This is a genomic window from Bradyrhizobium sp. AZCC 1610, assembly GCF_036924515.1.
Taxonomy (GTDB): domain Bacteria; phylum Pseudomonadota; class Alphaproteobacteria; order Rhizobiales; family Xanthobacteraceae; genus Bradyrhizobium.
Map to the genome: position 1 here is coordinate 661,044 of NZ_JAZHRR010000001.1, position 11,111 is coordinate 672,154.

Annotated in this window: 11 protein-coding genes; 6 read left to right on the forward strand and 5 right to left on the reverse strand. The window is 64.6% G+C overall.

Features of this window, described 5'->3' with window-relative positions:
• Window positions 1-125 precede the first annotated feature (125 nt).
• Window positions 126-1,358: an acyl-CoA dehydrogenase family protein gene (locus V1279_RS03275; RefSeq protein ID WP_334432422.1), complete on the reverse strand. Its 1,233-nt coding sequence runs from the start codon at window positions 1,356-1,358 to the stop codon at window positions 126-128.
• A gap of 125 nt (window positions 1,359-1,483) precedes the next feature.
• Between V1279_RS03275 and V1279_RS03280 the strand changes: the two genes are divergently transcribed.
• Window positions 1,484-2,386 carry an alpha/beta fold hydrolase gene (locus tag V1279_RS03280; protein WP_334432424.1) on the forward strand — a complete coding sequence of 301 codons (903 nt, stop codon included), beginning with the start codon at window positions 1,484-1,486 and terminating at the stop codon, window positions 2,384-2,386.
• Window positions 2,387-2,481: 95 nt separating this feature from the next.
• On the opposite strand, the gene V1279_RS03285 is transcribed toward V1279_RS03280, so the two are convergent.
• Window positions 2,482-2,928, reverse strand: a complete 447-nt coding sequence (locus tag V1279_RS03285; RefSeq protein WP_334432426.1) for a nucleoside deaminase — start codon at window positions 2,926-2,928, stop codon at window positions 2,482-2,484.
• A gap of 162 nt (window positions 2,929-3,090) precedes the next feature.
• Between V1279_RS03285 and V1279_RS03290 the strand changes: the two genes are divergently transcribed.
• A complete protein-coding gene (locus tag V1279_RS03290; protein WP_334432428.1) occupies window positions 3,091-5,262 on the forward strand; it encodes a pseudouridine synthase in 2,172 nt (723 codons plus the stop codon).
• Window positions 5,263-5,269: 7 nt separating this feature from the next.
• Window positions 5,270-5,824 carry a 16S rRNA (guanine(966)-N(2))-methyltransferase RsmD gene (gene rsmD / locus V1279_RS03295; RefSeq protein ID WP_334432430.1) on the forward strand — a complete coding sequence of 185 codons (555 nt, stop codon included), beginning with the start codon at window positions 5,270-5,272 and terminating at the stop codon, window positions 5,822-5,824.
• A 193-nt stretch (window positions 5,825-6,017) separates the two neighbouring features.
• Here rsmD and V1279_RS03300 read toward each other — a convergent pair whose 3' ends face one another.
• Entirely contained in the window at window positions 6,018-6,992 is a 975-nt protein-coding gene (locus V1279_RS03300; protein ID WP_334432432.1) for an IS110 family transposase, read from the reverse strand.
• A gap of 307 nt (window positions 6,993-7,299) precedes the next feature.
• The gene (gene mutL / locus V1279_RS03305; RefSeq protein ID WP_334432434.1) at window positions 7,300-9,111 is read right to left on the reverse strand and encodes a DNA mismatch repair endonuclease MutL; all 1,812 of its coding nucleotides are present in this window, start codon (window positions 9,109-9,111) and stop codon (window positions 7,300-7,302) included.
• Window positions 9,112-9,412: 301 nt separating this feature from the next.
• Between mutL and V1279_RS03310 the strand changes: the two genes are divergently transcribed.
• The 3 genes from V1279_RS03310 to V1279_RS03320 all read left to right on the forward strand — a co-directional run bounded on the left by V1279_RS03310 (window position 9,413) and on the right by V1279_RS03320 (window position 10,591).
• A complete protein-coding gene (locus V1279_RS03310) occupies window positions 9,413-9,703 on the forward strand; it encodes a hypothetical protein (protein ID WP_334432436.1) in 291 nt (96 codons plus the stop codon).
• A 163-nt stretch (window positions 9,704-9,866) separates the two neighbouring features.
• Window positions 9,867-10,064 carry a YgaP family membrane protein gene (locus tag V1279_RS03315; RefSeq protein WP_334432438.1) on the forward strand — a complete coding sequence of 66 codons (198 nt, stop codon included), beginning with the start codon at window positions 9,867-9,869 and terminating at the stop codon, window positions 10,062-10,064.
• The gene (locus V1279_RS03320) at window positions 10,061-10,591 is read left to right on the forward strand and encodes an RNA polymerase sigma factor (RefSeq protein WP_334432440.1); all 531 of its coding nucleotides are present in this window, start codon (window positions 10,061-10,063) and stop codon (window positions 10,589-10,591) included. Before V1279_RS03315 ends, V1279_RS03320 begins: the two co-directional genes overlap by 4 nt.
• 22 nt (window positions 10,592-10,613) lie before the next feature.
• On the opposite strand, the gene arfB is transcribed toward V1279_RS03320, so the two are convergent.
• Entirely contained in the window at window positions 10,614-11,033 is a 420-nt protein-coding gene (gene arfB / locus V1279_RS03325) for an alternative ribosome rescue aminoacyl-tRNA hydrolase ArfB (RefSeq protein ID WP_334446184.1), read from the reverse strand.
• Window positions 11,034-11,111: the final 78 nt, after the last annotated feature.

Below are 11,111 nucleotides of genomic sequence, written 5' to 3' on the forward strand. Positions count from 1 at the left end.
TAGCAAGGGCAAAACCGGGTCGCGCAAGTGAGAGCCCGATCAGAGGCCCCACTATTCAGTCGCGATGCCCGATAGACGGTGGCATGGCGCAAGAGCGCGCCTGTGCCGACCGTGCGCAATAACGTTCAGAGCAGATCCCCGCCGGCTGCGCTTGCCGTGGTGCCGTGCTCGCGGAACGCCTTGATGACGTTCTTGCCGATCCGCCACTTGTGCACTTCGTCCGGACCGTCGACCAGACGCTGCGCGCGCACCTGGGTGTACCATTTGGCGAGCGGCGTATCCTGGCTGAAGCCGAGCGCGCCGTGAAGCTGGATCGCGGTGTCGATCACCTTGTGCACCATGTGCGCATGGAAAATCTTGGCGATCGAATTCTCCTGCCGGATGTCGAGGCCCTTCTCCGCCTTGTAGGCGATATGCAGCAGCATCAGCCGGCCAATATAGAGCTCGCTGGCGCAATCGGCGAGCATGAACTGCACCGCCTGCCGGTCGGCGAGCAGCGTGCCGAAGGTCGAGCGTTTCGTGACATGGGCAACCGCCATGTCGAGCGCGCGTTGCGCCTTGGCGACGTTGTGCATGCCGTGGCGCAGGCGGCCGTAGGCGAGGCGGTGCTGGCCCATGGCAAAGCCATTGCCTTCGCCGCCGACCAGATTGTCGGCCGGCACCTTCAGATCCCTGATCTCGATTTCGGAATGTCCGCCGTGGATCACATCGTCATGCGGACCCTCGATCGCCATGTTGGCGACGTTGCGCTTGATCTTGTAGCCGGGGTTCGGCAGTTCGACGATGAAGGTCGAATACTGCTTGTGCCGCGGCGCGTTCGGATCGGTCTTGGCCATCACCAGCGCCATGTCGGCCACGCTGGCGGAGGAGGAAAACCACTTCTCGCCGTTCAGGATGTAATTCTCGTTGCCGTCCTTCACGGCTGTGGTCTGCATGCCGGTGGCGTCCGCGCCGGCGGCCTTTTCCGTCATCGAGAAGCAGATCCGCTTGTCGCCATTGAGCAGCGGTTTAAGGAACTTCTCCTTTTGATACTCCGTGCCGTGGGCGAGGATCGTCATCATCGAGGCGTCGTCGGGGCCTTGCGTGTTCATCGACAGCGCGCCGAGCATGCTCTCGCCGAGCTCCATCTGCACCAGCGCATTCGCCAGCGGACCTAAGCCCATGCCGCCATATTCCTTCGGCACGAACGGGCACCACAGCCCCTGCGCGCGGGCCTTTTTCCGCAGCGGGCCGAGCACTTCGGCGAGCGGCTTGGTATCCAGTTCCTTCTCCGCGGGGATACATTCGTCATGCACCCATTGGCGGACTTTTTCGCGGATCGCCTTGGCCTCAGCCGGGATTTCGAAATCGATCGACATCGCTGGTTTCCTCGGTTCTTGTTCCTGTTGGTCGGGCTTGAAGAATGGAATAAACCTGCGGTCTGCCAGCGGCAACGGCAAACAAAGTTTGAAGCAATAGCCGCAACCCACGAGGGAGCGCGCCCATGCCCGATCTTGCCGATCTGTTTCCCGGATACGCCTCCGAATGGATCAACACCTCGTTGGGCCGCATCTTCGCCCGCGTTGGCGGCAAGGGACCGCCGCTGTTGCTGCTGCACGGCTTCTCGTCCACGCATGTGATGTGGCACCCGGTTGCGCCACAGCTTGCAGACCAGTTCACGCTGATCATCGCCGATCTGCCGGGCTATGGCTGGTCGGATATGCCTCGCAGTGACGAGAACCATATGCCCTACACCAAGCGCGCGATGGCGAAGGTGATGGTGGAGGCGATGGAGCAGCTCGGCCATGTGCATTTCGCGCTCGCCGGTCACGACCGCGGCGGGCGCGTGTCGTACCGGCTGGCGCTCGACCATCCCGGCCGGCTGTCGAAACTCGCGGTGCTCGATATCGCGCCGACTTATGACTACTGGGAGAAGCTGAACCGGCTCTCCGCGCTGAAGATCTACCATTGGGCGTTTCTGGCGCAGCCTTATCCGCTGCCGGAGACGCTGATCTCGGGCAATGGAGAGTTCTTCCTCAAGTGGAAGTTGGCAAGCCAAACCAAGTCAAAGACGCTGGACGCGATCGATCCGCGCGCTCTGGAACATTACCTCGCGCCATTCCGCGATCCCGCCCGCGTGCACGCGATGTGCGAGGATTACCGCGCCGGCGCCTATGCCGACTACGAGATCGACAAGAAAGATTTCGATGCCGGCAAGAAGATCACGGTCCCGATGCTGGCGCTGTGGGGCGATACCGGCGTCGCGGGCGCGGCGACGACGCCGCTCGATACGTGGAGGAAATGGGCGACGAAGGTGGAGGGGGCGGCGGTGGATTCCGGGCATTTTCTCACCGAGGAAAATCCGGATGTGACGGCGAAGTTGCTCAGAGAGTTTTTCCTGGCTTGATGACTTTCGTAGCCCGGATGGAGCGAAGCGCAATCCGGGACAGCGTCCACGATATTCCCCGGATTGCGCTGCGCTTCATCCGGGCTACAGGCCCATCACCGCCGCACCTTGAAAAACTCCTTGAGCAGCGTGGCCGCTTCGGTCTCCCCGACCGCCGAATAGACCTCCGGCACATGATGGCAGGTTGGCTGAGCAAAAAACCGCACGCCGGAATCCACCGCGCCGCCCTTGGGATCGGCGGCACCGTAATAGAGCCGCCGGATCCGGGCAAACGAGATCGCGCCGGCGCACATCGTGCACGGCTCCAGCGTCACGTAGAGGTCGCAATCGACCAGCCGCTCGGTCCCGATGGCCTCGGCGGCCTGCCGGATCGCCAGAATTTCGGCATGGGCGGTCGGATCGCGGTCGGTCAGCGTCCGGTTGCCGGCCGTGGCGATGACCTCGTAATCCCTGACGATTACGCACCCGATCGGAACTTCGCCGGCTTTTCCGGCGTTTTCAGCCGTTTTCAGCGCCAAATCCATGAAAGAAGGGACAGTCATGCCTCGTATCATCGGAAGAAACCTGCTATGAGAGCCGCCTTCAGCAAACGCGGATACCGGTTTTGCGTGAGAATGCGCCTTGAGCAAAGTGCGCGCGCGTTATCGCTATGACAGCCCATCCGCTTCCTGATTGCCAATTCATCTGTACCCGAGAGACCATTCATGCCCCGCGATAGCGACAAAAACAACGATTCCCGCGGCCGGCGCGACCGTCCCGGCGACGGCAAGGGCCGCGCCGGTGGCGGCAAGGGCCGCTCAGGGGCGGCGAGGGGTCCGGAGAAGAAATTCGCCAAGCGCGGGTTTGCCGGCAAGGGGGACGGTGACAAGCGCGACGGTGAGCGGCGTCCCTATGCCGGGAAGTCCGACGGCGCGAAGTCGTTTGGCAAGAAGCCTTATTCCGGCGGCGGGAAACCTTACGCCGGAAAGCGGGATGGCGATGATCGTCCGCCGCGTCGGGACTTTGGCGACGCACCGCGCCCGCGCGGCGACAGGCCATTTGCTGGCCGTCCGTCACGCGGTGACGATGGTGAAAAGCGTTCGTTCAAGCCGCGTGAAGATCGTGGCGGTGGCGACAAGCGCCCGTACACGCCGCGCGGCGATCGTCCGAATTTCAATCGCGACGATCGGCCGCCGCGCCGTGATCGCGACGATGCCCGTCCGGCTGGACGTTTTTCCGATCGGAAATTTGGCGACAAGAAGCCCTATACCCCGCGAGAAGGTGGCGGCGAGAAGCGACCTTACACGCCACGCGGCGAAGGTTCTCGTAAAGACGGCGACCGTCCGCGTGGCGATCGGCCCTTTAGTGCCCGGCCGTCGCGCGATGGCGATCGGCCCCGCGGCGATCGGCCTGAGAGAAAATTTGGCGGCGATCGAAAATTCTCCCGAGGGGCGCCCGACCGGGGTCCGCGAAAGGATTTTGGTGACCGTGGTCGGGACCGCGGCGATTCAAAACCGTGGCAGAAGCGCGATGATCGCGGCGAGCGTGACTCCCGTCCCGTCCGTGACGGTGCGCGCAATTTCGACAAGCCGCGCTTTGACCGGCCGCGCGATGATCGCGGCGGCGAGGAGCGTCCGCGCTTTTCGCGCTCGCGCGAGGATCGCCCGAAGTTCGACCGTCCTCGCCAGCACCGGGATCGCAAGGGCGACCCGGGGGAGGGCCGCACCGACTGGCAGGAGCATCCGCGCAGTGAAGCGGGTGACGACCGGCCGCGTCGCGAGAACGAGGACGACAGCAAGATTTTTGCAAAACGTCCGGCGTTCGGTGGCCGTGGCGCCTATCGCGAGCGCAAGCCTGAATTCGACAAGCGCGCGCCGCAGCCGCCGCGCGTCAAGAAATCCGGCGAGCGCATCGCCAAGGTGGTTTCCCGCGCTGGCCTCGCCTCGCGCCGCGATGCCGAGGAATGGATCACGCAGGGCCGCGTCACCGTCAACGGCCGCGTGATCAATTCACCCGCGCTCGATGTCACCGCCAACGACGTTATCGCCGTCGACGGCAAGGTGCTGCCGCCGCGCGAGCGCACACGGCTGTTCATGTATCACAAGCCGCGCGGCCTGATGACCACGCATGCCGATCCCGAGGGGCGGCCGACAGTGTTCGACAATCTGCCGGAAGGATTGCCGCGGCTGATCTCGATCGGCCGGCTCGACTTCAACACCGAGGGGCTATTACTGCTGACCAATGACGGCGGACTGGCGCGCGCGCTTGAACTGCCTGATACCGGCTGGCTGCGGCGCTATCGCGTGCGCGCCCATGGCGAGGTCACGCAGGCGCAGCTCGATGAGCTGAAGAAGGGCGTCGAGGTCGACGGCGTCAAATACGGCTCGATCGACGCGACGCTGGAGCGCGACCAGGGCGCCAATGTCTGGCTGGTATTTGCGATCCGCGAAGGCAAGAACCGCGAGGTCCGCAATGTCATGGCCCATCTCGGCCTCGAGGTGAACCGGCTGATCCGCGTCTCCTACGGGCCGTTCCAACTCGGCGAACTCGCCGAAGGCCAGGTCGAGGAGGTCAAGACCCGTGTGCTGCGCGAGCAGCTCGGCGAAAAGATCGCAACGCTCGCCGGCGCCGATTTCAACCGGCCGATGCCGGGCGAAAAATCTGACGAAAAGTCCGCCGACGAAGAGACGGATGCGCCGCGCGGCAAGAAGCCGTTCAAGCCGGCCGGGAAAAGCGCGCTGATCGCGGACCGCAAGGGCCGCCGCGTGCTGGTGCAGCGCACCGGCAGCGAGGAGGCTCGCGCCCGCAACGAGGAAGAGGTCAACGGCTACGGCCCGCCGCGCCGCCCCAAGCGCGGCTATCACGGCAAGCGCGATTTGACGCCGCGGGACGAGTAGCTGGACCATGCGCGTCGTCGGCGGACGATTGAAGGGCCGTAATCTGGCTTCGCCCTCATCGCAGGAGATCCGCCCGACGGCGGACCGCCTGCGCGAGTCCGTGTTCAACATCCTGATCCACGCCTATGACGACCCGATCGAGGGCGCGCGCGTGCTCGACCTGTTCGCCGGCACCGGGGCGCTCGGCATCGAAGCGGTGTCGCGCGGCGCCGGCTTCACGCTGTTCGTCGACAACGGCGCCGAAGCGCGTGCGCTGTTGCGCAACAATGTCGAGGCGCTGGGCCTCGGCGGCGTGACAAAGGTCTATCGCCGCGATGCCACCAATCTCGGCCCGGCGCATCCGATGGAGCCGTTCTCGCTGGCCTTTCTCGATCCGCCCTATGCCAAGGGACTTGCGGAGAAGGCGCTTGGCTCGCTGCGCGATGGCGGATGGCTGACACCGGGGGCGCTTGTGGTGGTGGAGGAAGCGAAGGTGGCAGCGTTCATGGCGCCGGATGGATTCGAGGAGCTGGAGCGGCGGGCGTACGACGATACGGAGTTTGTGTTTTTGCGAGGAAGGTAGCAACCATTAAAGCTTCACCCGATCGCCGGTGAGGCTGACGCCGTGCTCACCGCCGTCAAGGCGTGGCCTGACGACAGCGTGGCGGTGGAGGGAGCAGAGCGACGGCCATCCTTGACGGCGTCTGCGCGCGACGTCGTCGGAGCGGCAGGTCGGGACGAAGAAACGGTGCTGCGGTCGAACCAAGAAACCGAATTCATCCGGTCCGGGCGATTACGGCGGTTGGAGGCGGTTCATCTTGCCACAGCGTGCCGCGGGCCACGACGGTGTTGACGAAGATGAGCAGCTTACTGGCGCAGGCGATGAGGCAGCGCTTGTGTTCTTTTCCGGCGGCCTTCAGCCGCTTGTAAAGAGCGATAAGCTGCGGGTTCCAGCGAAAGGATGCCGGCAGCGCGGCGGTATAGAGCGCCCGGCGCAGCCTCTTGCGCCCGCCGTCGATGTGACGAGCGCCGACTTGCTCGCCGCTGTCATCGTCATAGGGCGCGAGCCCGGCGAGGGCTGCGGCTTGCTCGCGGCTGAGCTGGCCGATCTCGGGCATGCGCACCAGGATCGCGACTGCGGTCGGCAGCCCGGCGCCGCCGACGCTGTAGATCAGGTCGAGCCGCTGGGCGAGGTCGCGATGCTCGCGGATCGCGGCCACCAGAGCCTTGAGTTCGACCCTCGCCCGCTTGGCCAGGCGGGCGATCTCTTCCTTCCAGACCTTCTGGATACGCGGATCTCGGCAGGTCTCGAGCCGGTTCTTGTACAGTTTAATATCCTCGCCGATCTGCTCGATCAACGTCAGGTGTTCGGCAAAAGGCTGCAGCCGGGGATCGGGGGCGGGATGGATCTTCTTGACCGCAGCAGTGCAGGCCGCGATCAGCGCGGCATCGATCTTGTCGTTCTTGGCTCGCTGCAAGTGGAACTTGGCGTAGGCACGCACCTGCGCCGGCTGAAACACCACCACGACAAACCGCTTGCGTCGCAACTCGACGACGACCGCTTGTTCATAGCCGCCGCTCGCCTCGATCCCAATGCGCTTGACCTTGTGGCGCCGCAGCCACTCCAATAGCACCTTGTGACCTTCCGCCGTGTTCTCGACCTGCAACTGCTCGCAGTTGCCATCGATTGCCACGTCGAGCTTCCGTTTGCCGGTATCGATCCCGGCACAGACTGTGATACGCTTAGCCATCTTCGTCGACCCTCCCTTGTGAATGCGAACCTAAAGTTCGTTCAACCATCCGGGTCCCGATGAAGTGCCGACCGCGATCTTGCTACGACAGACAGCCCTCAAGGCTTCGGTGGGCATCGATCCGATCGATCGGCGGCCCAGCCCGGGTGGCCACCCAGGCTGGGCCATTCCTCACGGAACGACGCAAGTATAATCTGGTGCGCTAATACAAGGGTGGGCAAAGCGAAGCGTGCCCACCATTGCGTGGGGAGTGTTGATGGTGGGCACGGCGCAAGGGCGCCTTTGCCCACCCTACATTCCAGCGATTTCACCTTCTCCCGAACAGCTTCTCGATATCGCTCAGTTTCAATTCCACATAGGTCGGGCGGCCGTGGTTGCACTGGCCGGAATTCGGCGTGTCTTCCATCTCGCGCAACAGCGCGTTCATCTCTTCCGGTTTGAGGCGGCGGCCGGCGCGGACCGAGCCGTGGCAGGCCATGGTGGCGGCGACATGCATCAGGCGGCGCTCCAGTGGCAGCGCCTCGTCCCATTCGGCCATGTGCTCGGCGAGATCGCGGAGCAACCCTGCCGCGTTGGCCTTCCCGAGCAGCGACGGCGTCTCGCGTACCGCGACTGCGCCGGGGCCAAAGGATTCGATCGCCAATCCAAACGATGCCAGTTCGTCGGCGCGCGCGAGCAGTTTTTCGACAGTCGCCTCATCCAGCTCGACGATCTCGGGGATCAGCAGAATCTGCCGCTGCACGCCGTTCTTCGACAGCGACGCCTTCAGCTTCTCATAGACGATGCGCTCATGCGCGGCGTGCTGGTCCACGACGATCAGGCCGTCGTGGGTCTGCGACACGATATAGGTTTCGTGGATCTGCGTCCGCGCGGCGCCCAGCGGGCGGTCGAGCAGGTCGGCAGAGGGCTGCGCCTCGAAGCGCACGTCGGCGGCCGGCGTGCCGACATCAAAGGCGGCCTGGCCCGCTTCGGCGAGCGCAGACGCCACCGAGCCTCCGAATGAAGGCGCGGGGTTGACCGGATAGGCCGGCGAACTGCGCCAGTCCCAATTGCTCGGGCGCGGCGCAGACGACGGGCGGAACGCCGACAGCGCCGCGCCGTCGGTATTGGCGGCCGTACGTCTGCCTTCGCGGGCAAGGCCCTCTTTCAGTGCATGCACGATCAGCGCGCGGACGAGGCCGGCGTTGCGAAACCGCACCTCGGTCTTGGCGGGATGAACGTTGGCGTCCACCTCCTGCGGCTCGAGCGTCACGAACAGCGCCACCACGGGATGGCGGTCGCGCGGCAGGTAATCCGAATAGGCCGCGCGCACCGCGCCGAGGATGAGCTTGTCGCGCACCGGGCGGCCGTTGACGAAGAGATATTGTCCGAGCGCATTGGCCCGGGTCAGCGAGGGTGCTGCGGCAAACCCATCGACCACAACGCTTTCCCGCTCCGCGCGCACCTCGATGGCGGAAGAGCGAAATTCGCTTCCCAGGATATCGCCGAGCCGCGTCAGCCGCCCCGCTGCGCCGGGCAACGCTGCGGCCCAGGTCACGGGCGCGCGTTCTTCGCCGGCGAGCGTGAAGGCGATGTCGGGCCGCGCCATCGCAAGCCGCCGCACCACCTCGCGGATCGCTTCGGCCTCGGTGCGGTCGGTCTTGAGGAATTTCAGCCGCGCCGGCGTCGCGTAAAAAAGATCGCTGACCTCGACGCGGGTGCCTTGCGACAGTGCCGCCGGCATGATCGCCGATTTCACGCCGCCTTCGACCGACAGCGACCAGGCGTGCGGTTCGCCGGCGTGGCGCGTGGTGATGCCGAGCCGAGCGACCGCGCCGATCGAGGGCAGGGCTTCGCCGCGAAACCCGAGTGTGCGAATGCGTAAGAGATCCTCGTCATCGAGCTTGGAGGTGGCGTGGCGGTCGACGGCGAGCGCAAGGTCGCCATGGGTCATGCCACTGCCATCATCCGTGATGCCGATCCGCCGCCGGCCGCCGCCGTCGGTGAAGATGTCGACGCGGCTGGCGCCGGCATCGATGGCGTTTTCGACGAGTTCCTTGACCACGCTCGCGGGACGCTCGACCACCTCGCCGGCGGCGATGCGGTTGACGATCTGTTCGGGAAGCTGGCGGACGGGCATGAGGTCTCGGATCGATTCGAGGCTGGTGGGCGATTTTAGGCGGCTACCGGATCAAATGCATGTATCAAAATATTTTTACGGAACTTTTCCGAAGATACCGAGGCGTCGCATATGCGGTCGGCCCGTGGCCAAGGATTCGCAAAAAGACCTCGAAAATCCTACACGATCACCACATCGCGCGGCTTGCATGGCGCGCGCGCCGTTCGCGGATAACGACTGATCCGGCGATGAACATGTTCGGGTTGTGAACGGCGTCTGAAGAACCGAACTGTTTGTCGTCAACATAACCTTGGAGAAATGGATGAAGTTAGCGAAAACCTCGGCGATCGCCGTTGCAATCTCGGCTCTGCTTGCCGGTCCGGTACTGGCGCAAGGCGCCGCATCCGACACGCAGATCCGCGGCGGTGCAAAGGGCACCCAAATGCAAGGCGGAGCGTCAGGCAGCGTCGATGAGGACATGGATGCGCGAGCGGGAGCACCCGGCCAGAAGGCCGGCGCGACCGCCAAAACCGGCGCCAAGGGTACGGTCGGCGCCGGCAGCACAGCGCCCAAGGCCCCTGGCGCCGCTGGCGGTGCAGCGACGGGCCGGTAAACCCGCCCTTCGTCGGGTTTCTCTCTGAAACCAGAAACTCCGGCCGCGCGGCGGCCGGAGTTTTTTTATGTTTTGGCCGATCACGCGCGAACCGAAAGTCCGGCCGGGCGGCTCTATCGGGGGAGAACGCTGATGTTCTCTCGCTGAATCGAAAGGAGCTGGTATGTTTTATCGCAAGAATTTGCCGGGATGGGAGCGGGCCATGCGGTCGGTCGCGGGTGTTGGCATGATCGGGTATGGGCTGCTTGGCATGCCCGCCGGCTATCTGATCGCGGGTACTGGCGTGGTCGCAATCGCAACCGGATTTTTCGGCTTTTGTCCGATGTGCGCCATGGTCGGCCGCAGGCTGCCGTCGCCATGAATGCGTTGGCTGGAACAAGCCGCTGCGATCCTTCGCTGGTCGAAGCTGCGCGCGGCGGGGACACTGCGGCGTTGGTCGCGCTGATCGCGGCGGCCCAGCCTGATATCCGCCGCTATGCCGCACGCACTTGCCGCGCGGCGGATATCGATGACGCGGTTCAGGAAACGCTGTTGCTGCTGTACCGGCGGGTCGGCACGCTGCGCGCGGTGACGTCGTTCTCGGCGTGGCTGTTTGCGGTCGCCCGCCGCGCCTGCCTTCGCCTGCTGCGCCGATCGGCGGGAATGGCGGACGCTTCGGCCGATGTGGAGATGCGGCTGGCGCATCTCGCGCCCGAAGACATTCGCATCGACCTTTCCCGCGCCATCCAGTCGTTGCCCGATCACTACCGCGAGGTGATCCTGCTGCGCGATATCGAGGAATTGTCGATCGACGAGATCGCTGAAGTTCTCGCCCTGACGCGCGAAAGCGTCAAGGCGCGCATTCACCGCGCGCGGTTGATGATCCGGGAATATCTGATCCGCGACTGAGATGATAACAGAGACGGGGACCTCAATCGTCGAAGCGCGCGGTGTTGCGCTTCGCCTTGACGTCGCTGCGGCGCTTCTTGCCTTCCAGCCTTCGCTGCTTCGAGCCGAAGGTCGGCTTGGTGGCTCGCCGCGGTATCGGCCTTACCATGGCTTCGCGCAGCATTTCGAGCAGGCGGTCGATGGCGTCGGCGCGGTTGCGTTCCTGGGTACGGAAGCGCTGGGCGTGGATCACGATCACGCCCTCCTTGGTCATGCGCTGGCCGGCAATCCGGTTCAGCCGCAGGCCTGCGTCCTCCGGCAGCGTGATCTTGCGCGTATCGAAACGGAGCTGCGCTGCGGTCGAGAGCTTGTTGACGTTCTGCCCGCCCGGACCGGAGGCGCGGACGAAGCCGATCTCGATATCGTTCTCGTCGATCGTAAGGTTGCGGGAAATCCGCAGCATGGCGGCACCAAAGGTCGTCATGCCCGGGCTTGTCCCGGGCATCCACGACTTATCAGCGTATAGAAAACGTGGATGGCC

Excerpts from the sequence above, each read along its gene's own strand:
- V1279_RS03275 (WP_334432422.1), bottom strand. The coding sequence starts at position 1,358 with ATGTCGATCGATTTCGAAATCCCGGCTGAGGCCAAGGCGATCCGCGAA.
- V1279_RS03280 (WP_334432424.1), top strand. The coding sequence starts at position 1,484 with ATGCCCGATCTTGCCGATCTGTTTCCCGGATACGCCTCCGAATGGATC.
- V1279_RS03285 (WP_334432426.1), bottom strand. The coding sequence starts at position 2,928 with ATGACTGTCCCTTCTTTCATGGATTTGGCGCTGAAAACGGCTGAAAAC.
- V1279_RS03290 (WP_334432428.1), top strand. The coding sequence starts at position 3,091 with ATGCCCCGCGATAGCGACAAAAACAACGATTCCCGCGGCCGGCGCGAC.
- rsmD (WP_334432430.1), top strand. The coding sequence starts at position 5,270 with ATGCGCGTCGTCGGCGGACGATTGAAGGGCCGTAATCTGGCTTCGCCC.
- V1279_RS03300 (WP_334432432.1), bottom strand. The coding sequence starts at position 6,992 with ATGGCTAAGCGTATCACAGTCTGTGCCGGGATCGATACCGGCAAACGG.
- mutL (WP_334432434.1), bottom strand. The coding sequence starts at position 9,111 with ATGCCCGTCCGCCAGCTTCCCGAACAGATCGTCAACCGCATCGCCGCC.
- V1279_RS03310 (WP_334432436.1), top strand. The coding sequence starts at position 9,413 with ATGAAGTTAGCGAAAACCTCGGCGATCGCCGTTGCAATCTCGGCTCTG.
- V1279_RS03315 (WP_334432438.1), top strand. The coding sequence starts at position 9,867 with ATGTTTTATCGCAAGAATTTGCCGGGATGGGAGCGGGCCATGCGGTCG.
- V1279_RS03320 (WP_334432440.1), top strand. The coding sequence starts at position 10,061 with ATGAATGCGTTGGCTGGAACAAGCCGCTGCGATCCTTCGCTGGTCGAA.
- arfB (WP_334446184.1), bottom strand. The coding sequence starts at position 11,033 with ATGCTGCGGATTTCCCGCAACCTTACGATCGACGAGAACGATATCGAG.